The 18,119-nt window shown below is 68.2% G+C and carries 17 protein-coding genes; 7 read left to right on the top strand and 10 right to left on the bottom strand.

Features of this window, described 5'->3' with window-relative positions:
- Positions 1-22: 22 nt before the first annotated feature.
- Positions 23-2,116: a type II secretion system F family protein gene (locus tag D8896_RS06395; protein ID WP_121821263.1), complete on the bottom strand. Its 2,094-nt coding sequence runs from the start codon at positions 2,114-2,116 to the stop codon at positions 23-25.
- Positions 2,116-3,921, bottom strand: coding sequence for a type II/IV secretion system ATPase subunit (locus D8896_RS06390; RefSeq protein ID WP_121821262.1), 1,806 nt, complete (start codon positions 3,919-3,921; stop codon positions 2,116-2,118). Before D8896_RS06390 ends, D8896_RS06395 begins: the two co-directional genes overlap by 1 nt.
- 209 nt (positions 3,922-4,130) lie before the next feature.
- Between D8896_RS06390 and D8896_RS06385 the strand changes: the two genes are divergently transcribed.
- Positions 4,131-4,604 (top strand): DUF5793 family protein, encoded by a 474-nt coding sequence (locus D8896_RS06385; protein WP_121821261.1) that lies wholly within the window; start codon positions 4,131-4,133, stop codon positions 4,602-4,604.
- Here D8896_RS06385 and D8896_RS06380 read toward each other — a convergent pair.
- Entirely contained in the window at positions 4,601-5,236 is a 636-nt protein-coding gene (locus D8896_RS06380) for an RAD55 family ATPase (protein ID WP_205596787.1), read from the bottom strand. The two genes, D8896_RS06385 and D8896_RS06380, sit on opposite strands and share 4 nt — an antisense overlap.
- A gap of 249 nt (positions 5,237-5,485) precedes the next feature.
- Between D8896_RS06380 and D8896_RS06375 the strand changes: the two genes are divergently transcribed.
- Positions 5,486-6,850: a phosphopentomutase/phosphoglucosamine mutase gene (locus D8896_RS06375; protein ID WP_121821260.1), complete on the top strand. Its 1,365-nt coding sequence runs from the start codon at positions 5,486-5,488 to the stop codon at positions 6,848-6,850.
- Positions 6,851-6,918: 68 nt separating this feature from the next.
- Positions 6,919-7,311 (top strand): cytidine deaminase, encoded by a 393-nt coding sequence (gene cdd, locus D8896_RS06370; protein ID WP_121821259.1) that lies wholly within the window; start codon positions 6,919-6,921, stop codon positions 7,309-7,311.
- Between the two features lie 14 nt (positions 7,312-7,325).
- On the opposite strand, the gene D8896_RS06365 is transcribed toward cdd, so the two are convergent.
- A complete protein-coding gene (locus D8896_RS06365) occupies positions 7,326-7,703 on the bottom strand; it encodes a hypothetical protein (RefSeq protein ID WP_121821258.1) in 378 nt (125 codons plus the stop codon).
- 74 nt (positions 7,704-7,777) lie between these two features.
- Positions 7,778-8,395, bottom strand: coding sequence for an RAD55 family ATPase (locus D8896_RS06360; protein ID WP_121821257.1), 618 nt, complete (start codon positions 8,393-8,395; stop codon positions 7,778-7,780).
- Between the two features lie 93 nt (positions 8,396-8,488).
- Between D8896_RS06360 and D8896_RS06355 the strand changes: the two genes are divergently transcribed.
- Positions 8,489-9,067, top strand: a complete 579-nt coding sequence (locus D8896_RS06355; RefSeq protein WP_121821256.1) for a GNAT family N-acetyltransferase — start codon at positions 8,489-8,491, stop codon at positions 9,065-9,067.
- A gap of 128 nt (positions 9,068-9,195) precedes the next feature.
- A complete protein-coding gene (locus tag D8896_RS06350; protein WP_121821663.1) occupies positions 9,196-10,509 on the top strand; it encodes an MATE family efflux transporter in 1,314 nt (437 codons plus the stop codon).
- Positions 10,510-10,568: 59 nt separating this feature from the next.
- Here the strand turns inward: D8896_RS06350 and D8896_RS06345 are convergent, their stop codons facing one another.
- Positions 10,569-10,763, bottom strand: a complete 195-nt coding sequence (locus D8896_RS06345; RefSeq protein WP_121821255.1) for a cold-shock protein — start codon at positions 10,761-10,763, stop codon at positions 10,569-10,571.
- A 192-nt stretch (positions 10,764-10,955) separates the two neighbouring features.
- On the opposite strand from D8896_RS06345, the gene fen reads away from it, so the two are divergent.
- Positions 10,956-11,936: a flap endonuclease-1 gene (gene fen, locus D8896_RS06340; protein WP_121821254.1), complete on the top strand. Its 981-nt coding sequence runs from the start codon at positions 10,956-10,958 to the stop codon at positions 11,934-11,936.
- On the opposite strand, the gene D8896_RS06335 is transcribed toward fen, so the two are convergent.
- The 4 genes from D8896_RS06335 to D8896_RS06320 are packed head-to-tail and all read right to left on the bottom strand — an operon-like array spanning position 11,933 to position 16,352.
- Complete coding sequence (locus D8896_RS06335; protein ID WP_121821253.1) at positions 11,933-13,084, bottom strand: ABC transporter ATP-binding protein; 1,152 nt, start codon at positions 13,082-13,084, stop codon at positions 11,933-11,935. The two genes, fen and D8896_RS06335, sit on opposite strands and share 4 nt — an antisense overlap.
- Before the next feature lie 29 nt (positions 13,085-13,113).
- Positions 13,114-14,034 (bottom strand): carbohydrate ABC transporter permease, encoded by a 921-nt coding sequence (locus D8896_RS06330; RefSeq protein ID WP_121821252.1) that lies wholly within the window; start codon positions 14,032-14,034, stop codon positions 13,114-13,116.
- Entirely contained in the window at positions 14,031-15,014 is a 984-nt protein-coding gene (locus D8896_RS06325; protein ID WP_121821251.1) for a carbohydrate ABC transporter permease, read from the bottom strand. The genes D8896_RS06330 and D8896_RS06325 overlap by 4 nt, the downstream gene beginning before the upstream one ends.
- A gap of 18 nt (positions 15,015-15,032) precedes the next feature.
- Complete coding sequence (locus D8896_RS06320) at positions 15,033-16,352, bottom strand: ABC transporter substrate-binding protein (RefSeq protein WP_121821250.1); 1,320 nt, start codon at positions 16,350-16,352, stop codon at positions 15,033-15,035.
- 260 nt (positions 16,353-16,612) lie between these two features.
- Here D8896_RS06320 and D8896_RS06315 point away from each other — a divergent pair, with 260 nt between their 5' ends.
- Complete coding sequence (locus D8896_RS06315; protein WP_121821249.1) at positions 16,613-18,022, top strand: class II fumarate hydratase; 1,410 nt, start codon at positions 16,613-16,615, stop codon at positions 18,020-18,022.
- Positions 18,023-18,119 lie beyond the last annotated feature (97 nt).

Below are 18,119 nucleotides of genomic sequence, written 5' to 3'. Positions count from 1 at the left end.
CGCGTCTCGTAAACACCGGCGATCAGATGACGAGGAAGGCGGCGTACGCCAGCGCGAGCAGGATGGCGGCGTGTTTCGCCCCGTCGCGGACGCTCCCGCCGGTCATCTGCCCGGCGACGAAGCCCGAGCAGGCCCCCTGGATGATCGTGGTGTGGAAGAACACGAGGGTGTACGCCGCCTCGTTCAGACTGCCGAGGCTGTTCACGGTCTGGAGCGACTGGACGCCCCCGATCGCGTCGGACGTGTCGTTCGCCACCGCGCCGCCCTCCGGGAGATTCGGGATCAGGACGTTGTTCAGCGCCGCGATGATGATGAGGAAGACGCCGAAGGAGACGTACACGACGACGACGTACGTCAGCATCTCCTGTCTGCGCTCGCGCTTGAGCCGGCGGTCCGCCTTCGCCTGCGCGGCGGTGATCCGGAGCACCGTCGAGAGGTCGCCGCTCGCGTTCATCGCCTGCGTGATGAGCGTGACGACCCGCGAGACCGTCGGGGTTCGCATCCGCGCCTCGAACCGGCGCAGCGCGGCGTCGATGTCCGCGCCCCACTGGATGTCGGCCCACACGCGGTCGAGTTCGCGGTTGAGCGCGCCGAGTTCGCCGCCCCGGACGCGGTTCAGGCTCTCGACGACGGTCATCCCCGCCTCGTTGACGCTGGCGAGGCGGTCGAGGAAGTCGGGGATCGACGCCTCGATCGCCTCGATCCGGCGCTTGTGCACCTCGTAGGCGAGGGCGAAGGAACCGACGACGAACAGCGCCGCCTGGATCAGCAGGTCGTCGACCCCGGCCGCCGTGACCTGCCCGTCGACCATCGCCGACGGAAACCGAACCGCGGTGACGAGTATCGCGATCGGGATCGTGACCCACAGGAGTGTTGTCGGGTCGTCGATCACCGTCTGCACCGGCTGTCCGAGCCGGTCGCGAAGCCAGCGGAACCGCCGGTGTGCGCGGAGCCGCTCAATGTTCGGGTGGTCGCCCGCCGGCTGACCGCCGTCGGAGCGCGCCGAGGCCACGCGGCGAACGTCGGGTGCGCGTAACGAGATGTCCTCCCGTTCGGTCCGGTCGACGGAGCCGGTGTACGACCCCATCACCGAGTCGAGGTAGATCACGAAGCCGACGTTGGCGACCGGCAACAGGAGATACACCACGAGCCGCAACGCCGGGAGCGTGTCGCTGACGGTGATCCCGATGACCACGAGGATGGTGATGAGAAAGAGCGGCCCGGCGACCAGCACGGTGACGTACGCCTCCGCCATCGTCGCAAGGAGGTTGAGCAGCTGTTCCTGCTGGGCCTCGGCCTCCTCCTGGTACTGCTCGTACTGCTGTCGGAGGAACTCCGAGAGGCTCCGCCCGCTCTGGAGGACGCTGACGAGGTTCTCGCCGAACTCCTTGAAGTCGTCGCTGGGCGTCCGGCGGGCCATCGTCTTCAGCGACGTGATCATGTCCATCCCGAACAGGTCCACGTTCCGGACGGCGACGCGCATCTCGTCGGCGGCCGCGCCGTACACGTCGCGGTTCCGCGAGAGGATGCGCATCACCTTCGGGAACGGCATCCCGCTGCGGGAGAGCGCGTAGACGAACGCGACCGTGCCCGGCATCGTGACCTCGATCCGCTCGGCGCGCCCGTCGGCGCGGTGTCGCGGATACCACCAGCGGAGCCAGTACGTCGCCAGCCCGCCGACGGTGCCCAGGGTCAGCCCGGCGGCCAACAGGAGCAACAGGAGGTCCGTCGGTGGCACGCTCGTCACCCCGCCCACGCTCGCCACGAAGGCGATCTGTTCTGGCACCGCCTCGCGGATCGTCGCCGGGTCCACGGCGAGCAGCGTGAGCACGCCCCAGATGACGTACGTCGCCAGGACGCTCCCCGCGAGCGCGATCAGCGAGGCGAAAAACAGCGTCTTGGCCGCGTAGAGTCGGAACGTCGTCGGGAGGTGGGCCGCGCGGAGCTGGCGGCGTCGCCTTGCGCGCTTCCGGCCCACGTCGCTGACGTACTCGCCGAACACGACCATCGCGAACCGGGTGACGACGCGGTCCGCCCGGGTGCTGACCGGCGCAAGCGCCACCGGCAGCAGGACGGCGACGGCGACGACCAGCGGGAGGTAGTTGACGAGCGCCATCAGTCGGTCGCCGGCTCGGGTTCGAGCGGCTCGTCGTCCGCCCCGATCGAATCCATCGCCGCCTCCTTGTCGGAGTAGTACTCGTTTATCATCGCGGTGAACCGGCGGTAGTCGCTCACGTCGTTCTCCCAGAGGAAGCGGAGGAAGTCTCGGCGGCGCTGGAGTTCCCGCAGCAGTTCGGACTGGTCCCAGCCGTTGTCGTCGCGGATCTCGTCCAGCAGCTGGCTGTCGCCGCGGTCGAAGGAGTCGTCGCTCGCGTTCCACGAGAACGCCGTCGAGTAGTCGAGTTCGCCGGTCCGCTGGTCGATCCCCTCGATCTCCGCGACGGTCTTGTTGCGGCGCACGCGCTCGCCCTCGAACCGGGTGAGCGTCTGGACACAGAGCACGTCCAGGCTCTGGACCATCGCCCGCGGGACGTTTATCGGCTCGTTCTCCAGTCGGTTGATGACGGTGCGGACGCTGTCGGCGTGCATCGTCGAGTACGTCGTGTGGCCCGTGTTCATCGCCTGGAACAGCGTGATCGCCTCCTCCCCGCGGACCTCGCCGACGACGATGTACTCGGGGCGGTGGCGCAGCGCGGAGCGCAGGAGGTCGTACATCGTGATGTCGTTGCCCTCGGCGAGGCGGTCACGGGTGACGCTGGAGAGCCAGTTGTCGTGGTACAGCGTCAGTTCGCGCGTGTCCTCGATGGTCAGCACCTTCGAGCGCGGCGGGATGAACATCGAGATGGCGTTCATCGACGTGGTCTTGCCGGACGCCGTCCCGCCGGCGAACACGAGGCTCTTGTTGTTCTCGATCGCCAGCCAGAGGTACGCCATCTGGTCGACGCTGAACGTGCCGTACTCCAGCAGGTCGACCGGCGTGAACGGCTCGTCGGAGTACTTCCGGATGGTGAAGGCCGAGCCGCGAGGGGTCACCTCCTCGCCGAGCGCGAGCTCGGCGCGGCTCCCGTCCGGGAGCGTCGTCTCGACCATCGGGTCGCCGATGGAGATGTGGCGGCCGGAGTGCTGGGCGAGACGGACGACGAAGTTGTCCAGTTCGTTGCGCTGGAAGGAGACGTTCGTCTCGATGTCGGTGTACTCGTCGTGATAGACGAAGATCGGCAGGTCGTAGCCGTCACAGGAGATGTCCTCGATGTGGGGGTCCTGCATGATCGGGTCGATCTTGTTGAACCCGCGGAACGCCCGGTGGAGGTAGTAAAACAGCGTGTGGAACGTCCGCATGTCGACCTCCGCGCCGTAGCGTTCGAGGTGTTCCCGAAGCTCCTCGGCGAGCACCGACTCCACGTTCTCCTCGTCGACGTCCTGCCGGTAGATCAGCGGATCGCGGATGTCCTCGAACAGCGCCGACAGCAGCGCGTACTCGTCGGCGTCCAGTTCCGGCTCGACGACGTGGTACAGGTGCTTGTTCGCCGCCTCGTCGAACAGTATCGACACGAACGCGAAGGGGGCGTTCACCCAGTAGCGCTCGACCTCCTCGTGGCCGTCCAGCCCGTCGAAGGTGACCAGATGGCCGTGCCGCGAGGGGTCGTAGTTCTCCGGGTCGACCGTCGACCCGCGGAGCATCTCGACGGTGCGGCGGATCCGTCGCCGTAGCGCGTCGAACGTCGACAGTTCGGGCCGGTCCCCGGTCGTGGTCGGGTTCGACACGCCGCTGTCGAGCCCGCCCGGCTCCGCGGGCCTGGTGTCGCCGTCGTCGCGTGGGCCGTCGCCGGCTGTCGGGTCGTCCGCCGGGGCGGCGGACGGCTGGTCGTCGGCCGAGCCCTCCGACGCGCCAGCCCGTCGGTCGTCCGGGTCCCCCGCCATCAGCCACCACCTGAACGGCGCACTGTACCGATAGGAGTCACTTGTCGGATGTTAGGTCGGCGTGACTTAAAATGGACGGCCACTCGCGGCTGCCACGTCCGTCGTGACCGGTGTCAGGGGCCGGGGAACCACCGAAGTTGCGACCGTCTCGGACGGCCCGCCTCGGGCGTTACGTTCATACCCGGCGAGAACGTACCATCGGACAGGGAATGAGGCGCGACTACTTTACGCTAGACGTGAGCGACGTTGGCTGGGTGGACGAGGGCGGGGACCCCGCGAAGCCGACAGTACGGATCGACTTCGACGGCCCGGCGTCTACCCTCCGGGAGGGACTCACCGGGACGGACGACGAGTTCCTCGACGCGGACGGAACGGACGTGGCGTTCCGACTCCAGTCGCCGCTGGACGACCCGGACGCGACGGGCGTCGTGAGCGTCACGAACCGGGTCACCGGTGATTTCATCCTCGAACTGAACGAGGACGCCGACGACGTGCTCGCCTTCATCCGCGCCGCGCGGCGCTACGGCGAGGAGGCGGCCGACGACGACGGGCGGTACGAGGTGCGCATCCACGTCGACGGCGAGGAACTGGTCGTCTACGACAAGCGAACCTTCCTCGTGTACAACAGCGAGGGGAACCTGCTCAGACAGCACAGCCTCATTCCGAGCGGCGTCGAACTCTAGAACCGGACCCATTCGTCGTCGACGTCCGACAGGCCCTGAACGCGGAACATCCGCTCGTCGTCCTCGACTTTCGTCCGTATCATCCCGTCGAACAGCTGCTGGATCGTGTGGACCGTCTTCTCGTCGTGGGCGTCGCTGTCGAGCGTATACAGGCCGAGCGTGTCGGCCGTATCGACGCGCCCGGTGAAGATATGCAGAAACCGGAACACCGTCTGGACGTCGGCGTACAGCAGTAACTGCGAGAGCGAATCGAGTGCCGTCCGCGGCCTGTAGCCGCGGTCGGTAAACAGGTCCATCAGGTCGGAACTGGCCATCCCGATCCCGGTCAGGTCACGCGGCGACGAGACCCGCCGGATGCGTTCGTCGCTGTGGTTCGGCCCGTCCTGACCGGTGCAGTCGACGACGCCGAGCTCGGCGACAGAGTCGGTGTCGAGCCGGTCGGTGAGGCGGGCGTGGACCCGGTCGGGACCGTCCTGCGTCGTGACCGCGATAGCGCCCTCGTCGTCGGCGTACCCGTCCGCCAGCACGTCGAATATCAGGTCGCTTTTCCCGGTCATCGACGGCCCCACGACCAGCAGGTTCGTTCCCCCGGGCAGCGAGTCCAGCGGAACGTCGGTATCGTGCGTGTTCATGTCGGATCGTGTGACCGGTGTCCTCGATTGCCAGTACTGACCACATCTGCTTAAATGGATGTGGTGCACGCGGCTCCGCACGCCGTGCGCTGGGGCGTCTCGAACAGGGACGAGACGGCCCGTTGTCGGCTGTCCCGGCCTGCCGATTCGACACTCGCCCGCCGACGTTCGTCGGGCGATCCGACCGTATCAGCGGGCGGAACGGCGTCGACCGACACAGTATTGACGGCCGCGTGAAAACCGCCACGCATGACACTGTTCGGAACCGCAGGGATCCGCGGTCCCGTCCGCGACGACGTGACGCCGGAACTCGCGCTCGCGGTCGGGCGAGCGGCGGGCGTGGACGGCGAGACGTTCGTGGTCGGCCGGGACGGGCGCGTCACCGGACCGGCGCTCGCGGCGGCCGTGGAGGCGGGGCTGGAGAGCTCCGGCGCGGACGTGCGCCGGGTCGGGCAGGTGCCGACGCCGGCGCTGGCCTTCGCCTCGCAGGGCCGCCGCGGCGTGATGGTGACGGCGAGCCACAACCCGCCGCAGGACAACGGCCTCAAACTGTTCGACGACGGCGTCGAGTACGACCGCGACGCGGAGCGGACCGTCGAGGAGCGCGTCGACGAGGGTGGATCGCCCACGGACTGGGCCGAGTGGGGCGCTGGCGAGCGGCTCGGCGTGCTGGACCGCTACCGTGACGCCGTGGCGGCGTACGCGCGTGACGCTCTCGACGCGGGCGACGATACGCCGCTCGCCGGGCTGTCGGTCGCCGTCGACTGTGGCAACGGTATGGCGAGCGTCGCCACGCCGCAGGTGCTCCGCGCGCTCGGCGCGGACGTGGCCGCGCTGAACGCCAACGTCGACGGCCACTTCCCCGGCCGCGAGAGCAAGCCGACGCCGGAGTCGCTTACGGACCTCCGGGAGTTCGTCCGCGACGGCCACGACCTCGGCATCGGGCACGACGGCGACGCAGACCGGATCGTGATCATCGGGCCGGACGGCGACGTGGTCCACGAGGACACCGTGCTGGCGGTGCTGGCGAACCACTACACCGCGGCAAGCGACGCAGCCGACCCGGTCGTTGTGACCACGCCGAACGCCTCCGCGCGGATCGACGAGCGGGTCCGGGCCGCAGGGGGCCGCGTCGAACGGGTTCGCCTCGGCGCGCTCCACGAGGGGATCGCCCGGGAGCGCGCGGCGGGCGACGCGGGGACCGAAATCGCGTTCGCCGCCGAGCCGTGGAAGCATATCCACCCCGCGTTCGGCGGCTGGATCGACGGCGTGGCCAGCGCGGCCGTCATCTCGGGACTGGTCGCCGACGCCGGCGGTGTCGCGGCGCTCCGCGAACCTGTGACCGAGCGCCCGTACCGGAAGGTGAGCGTGGAGTGCCCGGACGAGCGCAAGGACGCCGCCATGGAGCGGCTGGCGACGACCATGCCCGAGCGGTTCCCTGAGGCCGACGCGAACACGGAGTACGGCGTCCGCGTCGAACTGCCCGACGGCTCGTGGGTGCTCGTCCGGCCGAGCGGGACGGAGCCGTACGTCCGGATCTACGCCGAGAGCGACGACGTGGACGACCTGATCGCGACGGCCCGGGACGCCGTCGAGGCCGCCGTCGCTGAGTGAGCGGTCACGGGCCGACCGGTATCACCGGCTCCGGTGCTTACTTCTCCCCGGTGGCCGAACCGGAGCGCATGGACGACAACGAACTCGTCGAACGCGCTCGCGAGGCCCACGAAACCGCACACGTCCCGTACTCGGAGTACCCCGTCGGCGCGGCCCTGGAAACCGCGGACGGAACGGTGTTCACGGGCTGTAACATCGAGAACGCCAACTACAGCAACACCCTCCACGCCGAGGGCGTCGCGGTCGCCCACGCGGTCCACGCCGGCCACACCGAGTTCGAACGCGTGGCTGTGAGTTCCGCCAAGCGCGACGGCGTCACGCCCTGCGGCCGGTGTCGACAGACGTTCACGGAGTTCTGCGACGAGGACTTCGTCGTCCTCTGTGACGAGGGCGACGGGTTCGCGAAGTACACGCTCGGCGAGCTCCTGCCGAACGCCATCACCGAGGACACCCTCGACTGATGCCGTGGCCGGCGCTACGGCTCCGGCTCCACGGACTCGACCGTCGGCGGCGTCTCTAAGGCGTCAGCGGCGTCGGGGTCGGCGTCGACGCCGTAGGTAGTCACCAGTTCCTCGCCGGCCGCCAGCCGGCCGGACCAGGCGATCCGCTCGTCGTCGACGGTCTCCCAGCCCCCGTTGCCGAGATCCGCAAGCGGCACGCTCGCGGGCACCTCGTCGACGATCCGGACGGAGGCGGGGTCGTCGTGGAGCGAGTCGACCGAGAGCGCGACCACCGGCACGGGGAAGGCGTCGGTGACGACGGTCTTCTCGACGCGGACGCCCGCGACGACGACGGTGATGGAGACGGCGGGGTCGGCCGCGGCCGTCAGGTCGGAGTGGTTCGTGGCACCCATACGACCGTCGGCACCGCTTTGCCCCATTGTTATGCGCCGTCTGCGACGCCGGCACAGCGAGCCGCCCGCTCCGCCTAGGCGATGTCGCGGCTGTTGTCGACCGTTACGCGCCGTTTGAAGTCGAGCCTGAGCGCGTCCTGCGGGGCGTCGCCGGCCCGGAGTTTCGGGACGGTCAGCCGGGTCCGGAGCCGGTTCCGGTGCAGGTCGACCGAGAGGTCGAAGATAACGTCGGCCATGTATTCGGTGGCGTCGCGGCCGTCCGGAACGGCCCGCCCGTCGACGCAGTGCAGGACGGCGGCCGCCTCCTTCTCCCGCAGCACTGACCGTAGCTCCGTCAGCGCGGCCCGGTAGTTCGGCGTCCGTTCGAGCGGCGCGACCGGGTCGACGACGACGAGCGTCCGCTCGTTCAGCGCGCGGACGGCCCGAATCAGCTCCGTCAGCGGGTCCCCGCCGCCAACCTCGCACACCTCGACGGTGCCGGGCGTGACGGCGTCCCGGAGCGCCGCCTCGACGCCGGCGGCGGCGCGCTCGGTCGTGACGTACAGCGTCCGGCGCTGGGCCGCGATCTCGTACAGCAGTCGCTCGGACTGGCTCGCCGGCGGCGCGGACAGCGCGACGAGGCTACCCGCCGGGATCCCCCCGTCGAGTTCGCGGTCGAGTCGGTCGACGCCGGTAGTGAAGCGCGGTCCCATTCCTGTTGGCGAGAGTACGTTATCCGGGTTAGTAAGACGGCCACTAACGGCGACAGCGTCAGCCTGAAGCGGCCCGCACCCGTCCGCCCGTCCATGGAGACCGAACTGCTCGGCTGGCCCGCGGACGGCCCGACGCTCCGCCTCGACCACGAGCGGTTCAGCTACGCCGGGAAGTTCGTCATGTCGAACACGGGGAAGGCCGTGGTCCGGCCGGACAGCGCGAACGGGGGCGAGGACGAGTCCGGGGACAGAGCCAGCGAGACCGAGGACGACGCGGACGACGACGCACTCCTCGCCGCCGCCGCGTTCAACGAGGACCGCACCGACGCGGCGACGCTGTGGATCCGGTACATCACAGTTCGGCAGGACCAGCGCGGCGAGGGGATCGGCCCCGAACTCGCGGAGTTCGTCGCGGAACGCGCCGCCGACCGCGGCTACGACCGCGTCCGCATCGCCGTCAACAACCCCTTCGCGTACGAGGCGCTGTACAAGGCCGGCTTCGGCTACACCGGCGAGACCACCGGCATCGCGGAACTCGTGCTGGAGCGTCCGGACGACCGCGGGGGGGCGCGATACCGCGAGGGGATGGCGGAGTTCCGCGGCCGCGAGAACCTGACCGACGCCGAGCGCGCGTTCGTCGCCGAGGCCGAGGAGCCGCCGTCGCGCGCGTGAAGCCGTGATTTCCCCCTCCGGTAGCTTCTAACCGCCCGCCCGAGAAGTAGCCGAAAGTGCTCCCCGACGGCGGACGCCGGCGGCTGCTGGACCTCTGGCGACGAGTCCTCGACCTCTCGTGGCCGGTGATGGTCGAGCAGTTCCTCCGGACGCTGATGCGGACGACGGACGTGGTCGTCACGGGGCTGTTCTCACCGGCCGCCATCGCCGCCGTCGGGCTGGCGGACCTGTACGCGCGCCTCCCCCTGCGGATCGGGCTGGGACTGGGCAGCGGCGTCATCGCGCTCTCCAGCCAGGACACCGGGAGCGGCGCGGACGCGAACCGCGACGAGGCGGTGACGCAGGCGGTGCTGCTCGGCGCGCTCGCCGGCCTCCCCTTCGCCGCCTTCGGCCTCCTGCTCGGCGACTGGGCGATCGACGTTCTGGGTGCCGGCTCCGAGGTCGTCTCCATGGGCGGGGTGTACCTTGCGATCATCCTCGCGACCAGCCCCGCCCGCCACGTCGCGCTCGTTGCGGCGCGCTCGATACAGGGCACCGGCGACACGCGGACGCCGATGTACGTCAACGGGTTCTCGAACGCGCTGAACGTCGCCGGCACGCTCGTCCTCGGTCTGGGACTCGGTCCCGCCCCGCAGTTGCAGATCGTGGGCGTCGGCTTGGCGACCGCCTTCGGCAACGTGTTCACCGCCGGCGTCCTGCTTCTCGCCATGTGGCGGCCGTGGACGCTCGCGAACCTGGTCCGGCCGCGGGACTGGACCATCACCCGGCAACTGCTCGCGATCAGCCTCCCGCGGATCCTCGAAGGGGTGGCGACGTTCGTCATGGACTTCCCGTTCAACTCGATCCTGCTCGTGTTCGGGACGGAGGTCAACGCCGCCTACCAGATCGGCCGGCGCGCGTTCCAGCAGGTCACCGCGCCGCTGTCGCGGGGGTACCGCACCGGCACCGGCATCGTCGTCGGCCAGTCGCTCGGCGAGGGCGACGCCGGCGCGGCCCGGTACGGCGGCTGGGCGGCGGCGCTGCTCGGGCTGGTCACCGTCGGAACGCTCGGCGGCGTGCTCTTCGTGGGGGCCGAACCGCTCGTCGCCGTCTTCACCGGCGACGCCGAGACGGCCCGGTACGCCGTCGGATTCACCCGGGCCTACGCCGTCGCCGCGCCCTTCACCGTCGTGTACGTCGTGCTCGCCGGGGCGCTCACGAGCGGGAGCGACACCCGAACGCCGTTCGTCGCCCGGATCACGGGGATGTTCGTCGGGATGATCGGCATCTCGTACGTGGTCGGGATCCGGCTGGACTACGGCGTCGTGGCGGCGTACGCCGGCATCGTCGTCTACTTCGTCTGGGCGACGATACTGGTCGCGGCCGGCTTCCACCGCGGCGGCTGGGTCGGCAAGACCGAGGCGATGATGGCCGAGCGCGGGAGCGCCGCCGGCGAGGACTGACACCGGCCACCGCGGCCAGCGCCGTCGCTCCGTGTGGGCGTCGCAGCCGTCGATTCCCCCTACAGGCGCGTCAGGTTGACCGCTCGCGGCCCCTTGTCGGCCTCCTCGATGTCGAACTCGACCTCCTGTCCCTCCTCCAGGTCCGGGCCGCCGATGTCCTCCATGTGGAAGAAGATGTCCTCCTCGGCGTCGTCGGTCTCGATGAACCCGTACCCCTTCCGGTCGTGGAAGAAGGCCACCGTACCCTGTGGCATGTGAACTTCGGTCACGCTTCGCGGCTCACGCGTAAATACCCGTCGCCGCCCCGGGCGGTTGACAGACGGCCCGGTCCGATACCAACCCTTCACAGTGTTGTTCTCTCTGTGTCCCGGTGGTCGCCGGTACCGGCGACCACCGGAATCGGCGAGAGCAAACACTACAAGCCGTCGCCCGCCTACGTCCGGGCAATGGGAAACGCTGACCTGCGCGATCTTGCCGTCATCGAGCCGGTGCCGTTCGACGACCTCGCGGGGAGCGTCGTCGGCGTGGACGCGCACAACTGGCTGTACCGCTACCTGACGACGACGGTGCGGTGGACCGACGACGGCGCGTACACGACCGCCGACGGCACCGAAGTGGCGAACCTGATCGGCGTCGTCCAGGGCCTGCCGAAGTTCTTCGAGGGGGACGTGACGCCGGTGTTCGTCTGGGACGGCGGCCCCTCCGAGCTGAAGGCCGACGAGATCGCCGAGCGCCGCGAGGCCCGCGAGGCCCGCGAGGAGCGCCTCGAAGACGCCCGCGAGCGCGGCGACGCCGTCGAGGCCGCCCGGCTGGATTCCCAGACCCAGCGGCTCACCGACGCCATCCACCGGACGACCCGCGAACTGCTCGACCTGCTCGACGTGCCGCAGGTCGAAGCCCCGGCGGAGGGCGAGGCGCAGGCCGCCCACATGGCCCGGCAGGGCGACATCGACTACGTCGGCACCGAGGACTACGACGCGCTCCTGTTCGGCGCGCCCGAGACGCTCCGCCAGCTGACGAGCAAGGGCGACCCCGAGCTGATGGGGTTCGAGGCGACCCTCGCCGAACACGACATCACCTGGGAACAGCTCGTCGACGCGGGGATCCTCTGTGGCACGGACTTCAACGAGGGCGTGACGGGCATCGGTCCCAAGACGGCCGTCTCCGCGGTGAAGGAACACGGCGACCTCTGGGGCGTGCTGGAGGCCCGCGACGCCTACGTCGAGAACGCCGACGTGGTGCGTGAGCTGTTCCTGCACCCGAACGTCACCGAGGAGTACGAGTTCGACGCGACGGTCGACCCGGACGTGGCCGCCGCTCGCGAGTACGTGGTCGACGAGTGGGGCGTCAGGGAAGACGAGGTGGCGCGCGGCTTCGAACGGATCGAGGAGTCGGTCAGCCAGACCGGGCTCGACCGCTGGACCTAGATCTTCGGTTCGAGCGTCTCGACGGCGTCCAGCCGGCGGTTCCGCAGCGCCTCGCCGGTGCGGCCGTCGAACAGGTGGACCGCGTCCTCCGGGATGTGCGCGACGACGGACTCGCCGGACTCGACGTGGCGCATCCCGTCGACGGTGACGACGAACGTCCGCGGCTCGTCGCTGTCGCTCCCGTCGAACGCGAGGTACACGTTGTTCTCGTCGCCCATCGGTTCGACGACGTCGACGGTCGTGGCGAAGTCGTGGTCGCCGTCGCCGTCGGTCGTGAGCTCGATGTCCTCCGGGCGGATCCCGAGGGTGACATCTTTCTTGCCTTCGATGGCTTTCGCGGTCTCGGTCGAGAGCGGGTACTCGAAGTCCTGCCCGACGAGCGTGCCGGTCTCGTTTTCGACCTCGAAGAAGTTCATCGACGGCTCGCCGATGAACCCCGCGACGAAGCGGTTGTTCGGCTCGTGGTAACACTCAAGCGGCGTGCCGACCTGCTGGAGCTGGCCGTCGTCGAGGACTGCGATCCGGTCGCCCATCGTCATCGCCTCCGTCTGGTCGTGGGTGACGTAGATCGTCGTCGTGTCGAGGTCCTCCTGGATGCGCTGCAGCTCCGTCCGCATCTGTGACCGGAGCTTCGCGTCGAGGTTGCTGAGCGGCTCGTCCATCAGGAACACCTCGGGGTCGCGGACGATGGCGCGGCCCAGCGCGACGCGCTGTTGCTGCCCGCCCGAGAGGTCGCGGGGCTTCCGGTCGAGCAGGTCGCCGATGCCCATCATCTCGGCGGCGTCCTCGACACGGGCGTCTATCTCGTCGTCGGGCATGTCCGTCGACTCCTGCAGCCCGAACGCCATGTTCGTCCGCACCGTCATGTGCGGGTAGAGGGCGTAGGACTGGAACACCATCGCGATGTCCCGGGCCGACGGCTTCTTGTCGTTCAGTACCTCGTCGCCGAGCCGTATCTCGCCGCTGCTTATCGATTCGAGTCCTGCGACCATCCGCAGGGTCGTGGACTTCCCGCAGCCCGACGGGCCGACGAGGACGAGGAAGTCGCCGTCCTCGATCTCGGCGGACACGTCGTCGACGGCGACGATATCGCTGCCGTCGTCGTCGACGAACACCTTCGTCACGTGGTCGAATGTGAGTTCTGCCATGGTTTATCGTGGATCTGTATGGATGATAGTCATGTCGCTGCTCCCTCGGCGAACTCCTCGCCGAACATGATGTAGACGACCAGCGTCGGCAGCGCCGTCAGCAGCGCTCCGGCCATCCGCAGGGCGAAGTCGGTGCCCTGCTGTGCGACGCCCAGTCCGGACAGGATGAGCGTCACGGGCGCGGCCTCGCTGGTCCCGCTGGAGATGAGGATGAGCGCGAACAGCAGTTCGTTCCAGATCTGGGTGAACTGGTAGATGAGCACGACGGCGAACATCGGCGTCGACAGCGGGAACACGATCCGCCGGTAGATGCGCCGGATGCTCGCGCCGTCCAGCCGCGCCGCCTCGATCATCTCGACGGACATCGACTTGTAGTACGACCGGAACAGGATCGTACAGATCGGGATGCCGTACGCGATGTGCGTGATTGTCAGTTCGAGCAGCCCCGAGTAGTCGGCCGGGACCGCCTCGCTCTCCCAGATGAACCAGAACAGGTCGTCCACCGGGAAGTAGATCGACCAGAACTGCGTCAGCGGCACCAGCACCGCCTGGTACGGGATGAAGATCCCGGCGACGAACAGGGAGAGGATGGGGATCTGGCCCTTCCAGCTGATCTGGGTGAGGCCGTACGCCGCCATGCTGCCGAACAGCGCCGAGAAGACGGTTGCGGGCACCGCCATCAGCACGCTGTTGAACAGGCCCCTGCTGAGCTGGTCGAACGCCGTCTGCCACTTCGCCAGCGTGAAGCCGTCCGGCCCCGGCGGCGCGTACGGCGCGGTCTCCGTGACGGCGGTGGTGGTCTTGATCGACGTCACGACCCCTGTCTCGATAGGGGCCAGGAAGAAGGCGACCAGGACCGCCAGCACCGAGTAGAGTCCGACGCGCTTGCCGCTGATGTCGAAGCCCGTCTCGGTCGTCTCGTCGGTCGTGGATGTCGTTTCCCCGCTCATAGGTATCCGTTCTTGTACTGGTAGTAGAGGTACGGTGCGACGATGCCGAGCGCGAGCAGGAACAGCAGGATGGCGATCGCCGAGCCGTACGCGAACTGGTTGCTACCGTACGCGGTCCGAACCATCAGCGTCGGCAGGATGTCGGCCCCCTTCGGTGGCCGGTAGCCGCCGACGAGCGCGTACAGGAAGTCGAACGCCTTCAGCGCGAACACCATCAGGACGACGGTGGCGCTGACCATCGCGTTGCGCAGCTGAGGGATGATGACCCGCCAGTACATCTTCAGGGTACTGGCCCCGTCGACCCGGGCCGCCTCGTAGTGCTCGTCGGGGATCGACTGGAGCGTCGCGAGGTAGACGACCATCGTGTAGCCGCTGAACTGCCACACCAGCGCGAACAGGACCGCGCCGAGGACGAGCTGCGGGTTGCCGATCCAGTTGTACGGACCGAGCCCCACGACGCCGAGGACGCTGTTTACGATCCCGTCGTCGATGTCGTACAGCCAGAGCCAGAACTGGGCCGTCACGACGAACGAGAGGCTCATCGGGAGCAGGTAAATCGTCCGGAACCCGTTCTTGAACCGGATCTGCCGGTCGAGCAGGATCGCGAGCAACAGCCCGAGCACCAGACAGACCACGATGAACGATACGATGAGGACGACCGTATTGCGTGCCGCGAAAATGAACTGCGAATCGTTGAACGCCCGGACGTACATCTCGAAGTCCAGGTTCGAGTAGTCTGGCCGTCCGTAGCCGGCGTGGTCGGTCAGCGAGATGAGGAGGTTCCAGATGATCGCGCCGTACACGAAAAAGCCCATCAGCAGGAACGGCGGGAGCCAGAACGGGCTCGACTCGACGAGGTCGCTGTCGAACCGGTCGCGGAAGCCGGTAGATTCCTCTACCGTTCCTCCGTCAGCACGGACCTCCTCGTCGCTGCCTTTGCCGACGAGTAACCGTTTTGCGGCGGTCAATAAATGACGCATTGGAAGATCGACGCGGTGTTACTCCTGGACGACGTCCAGCATTCCCTGGGTCGCCGCGTCGACGTTGTACGGCCCCGTGAACTCGGAGGTGATGACACCCTTGAGGTCCTGAAGCTGCGTCGGGCTCACGGCGAGGCCGTGAGCGATGGTCGGCGGCAGCTCCTCGGCGTTGGCGAACTCCTCCATCGTCTGCTGGAGGTACGGGCCGAACTCGTCGGCGGACACGTCGGTCCGCGTGGGGATCGACCCCTTGCGGCTGTTGAAGGCGATCTGTGCCTCCTTCCCGCCCACGAAGCGGAGGAACTCCTTCGACGCCTCGGGGGAGGGGTTCTCGCCGCTGCTGCTGTTGACCGGATAGATGAACGAGTCGATGTGGAACGTGTACATGCCCTCGGTGCCGGGGAACGGCACGTACCCCCAGTCCTCCTCGTAGGTCATGTCGTTGTTCCGGTACGCGCCGGCGGCCCAGTTCCCGTTGTGGATGAACGCCGCCTCGCCGTTCATGATCTTGGAGTTGGCACCGGTCAGCCCGACCGACGCGGCGTCGCTGTTGATGTAGTTCTCCAGGATCTCCTTCGTGGATTCGAGGGCGCTGGAGACGGCGCTGGACGCGTCGCCGCCCTCGACGAAGTTCATGTAGGAGTCGTACCCCTCCTGCCCGAGCAGGACGACGGCGAACAGCTGAAGCGTCGTCCACGGTGCCTTCATCGCCTGGGCCATCGGGACGGCGTCGGTGTTCTCCTGGACCTGACCGAGCGCGCTGATCAGATCATCGACGCTGGAGAGCGACGACGGGTCGACGCCCGCCTCCTCGACGACGCTGACGTTGTAGAAGAGGCAGTTCAGTCGGTGGGAGCCGATGGGGACCGCCGAGTAGTTACCGTCGAACTGGCAGAGTTCGGCCGCCTCGTCGATGTGTGCGTCCTTCAGACCCGCTTCCTCCCAGACGTCCGACTCGATGTCGCCGAGAACGCCCTCGTACTGGGTGAGGTTGCGACCGGGCCAGCCGGCGAAGGCGCTCGGCGGCTCGTTGCTGCTCAGGCGGTTGCTCACGACGGTGTCGAGGTTCTCGTTACCGCCGCCGCCGATCGGCTCGACGTCGGTCTCGACGTCCTCGTGAGACTCCCTGAACGCCTCGAACAGCGCCTCGCCGGCCGCTTTCCCGTCACCGCCGGTCCAGCCGTGCAGGACGTTGAGCGTCCCGGACCCGCCACCGCCGCCGCCGGTGATCGCGCTCAGGCAACCAGCCGTGCCCGTCATCCCGATCGCACCGGCCGCACCGGTCGTCTTGAGTATCGTACGACGCGAAACGTCGTCGGATGTGGTTTCGTCTGTCATGTTCCTGCCTCTGTGAGAGACTCACACGAAAGATAATAGGGGAGCAACTTAAATGTTTCCCAAATTAATTCGCTATCGAGTGAACTTTTTATATCATGGAGATTATATTCGGGACGCCGTCGCGTCTACGGGACTGTAGCCCCGTTATCTCGGGTTTGGCACGGTGAAAGAAATTACTTTCGAGCCGATGTCGTTTCCGTGGCCGGCCGGATCCGTCGCGTTCCGGTGGCTTTTACCTCGTACCGGTCCGTCCTCCGAGTATGTCCGACGATTACCGCACGGAGCGGGACAGCCTCGGCGAGATGCGCGTGCCGGCCGACGCGTACTGGGGCGCACAGACCCAGCGCGCGGTGGAGAACTTCCCGATCAGCGGGCTCACGTTCGGCCGGCGGTTCGTCCGCGCGCTCGGCGTCGTGAAGAAAGCCGCCGCGCAGGCGAACCTCGACCTCGACCTGATCCCCGAGGAGAAGGGCGAGGCTATCGTCGAAGCGGCCGACGAGGTCATCGCCGGCGAGCACGACGACCAGTTCCCCGTCGACGTGTTCCAGACGGGGTCGGGCACCTCGACGAACATGAACGCCAACGAGGTGATCGCCAACCGCGCGACGGAGATCTACGGCGGCGAGGTCGGGACCCGCGAGATCCACCCCAACGACCACGTCAACTTCGGCCAGTCCAGCAACGACGTGATCCCGACGGCGATGCACGTCGCCTCGCTGGAGGCCGTCGAGAAGGACCTCATCCCGGCGCTCGACACGCTCCGCGAAGCGCTCGAAGCCAAGGAGGAGGAGTTCGACGACGTGGTCAAGACGGGTCGCACGCACCTCCAGGACGCCACGCCGGTCCGCCTCGGCCAGGAGTTCGGCGGCTACCGAACGCAGGTCGAGAAGGGCCTCGCGCGCGTCGACAACACCCGGGAACACCTCGCCGAACTCGCGCTCGGCGGCACCGCCGTCGGGACGGGACTGAACACCCACGAGGACTTCCCCGGCCTCGTCGCCGAGTACGTCACCAAGGAGACGGGCGTCCAGTTCCGCGAGGCCGACGACCACTTCGAGGCCCAGGCCGCTCACGACGCGATGAGCGAGGCCCACGGCGCGCTCCGGACGGTCGCCGGGTCGCTCAACAAGGTCGCCAACGACCTCCGCCTGCTCGCCTCCGGGCCGCGCAACGGCCTCGGCGAAATCGAACAGCCGGAGAACCAGCCCGGTTCCTCCATCATGCCCGGCAAGATCAACCCCGTCGTCGCCGAGGCCGTCAACCAGGTCCACAAGCAGGTCGTCGGCAACGACGCCGCCGTCTCCGCCGGCGCGGCCGAGGGCCAGATCGACCTCAACCTGTACAAGCCGGTCATCGCGTACAACTACCTCCAGTCCGCGGCGCTGCTGGCCAACGCCAGCGAGACGTTCGCCGAGAAGTTCGTCCGGAAGCTGGAGGCCAACCGCGAGCACTGCGAGGCGCAGGTCCAGCAGAGCATGGCGCTTGCCACCGCCTTGAACCCCGCCATCGGCTACGACAGGGCCAGCGAGGTCGCCAAGACCGCGCTGAAGGAGGGCAAAACCGTCCGCGAGGTCGTCGTGGAGAAGGGCTACCTCGACGAGGACGAGGTCGACGAGGTGCTCGACCCCGAGAAGATGACCCACCGCGGCATCCTCGGCGGCGACGAGTAAGGCCCGCTTGCCACCACGACGCGGTCCGAGCGGCACCGTTCGTGGGCCGTGTTACCGGCTCTCGATGCCGTGAACGAACATGTGTAGTTTTGGGTGA

It is taken from the genome of Halostella salina, from assembly GCF_003675855.1.
In the GTDB taxonomy this organism is placed as follows: domain Archaea; phylum Halobacteriota; class Halobacteria; order Halobacteriales; family Natronoarchaeaceae; genus Halostella; species Halostella salina.
This window is presented reverse-complemented; position numbering and strand designations above follow the sequence as displayed.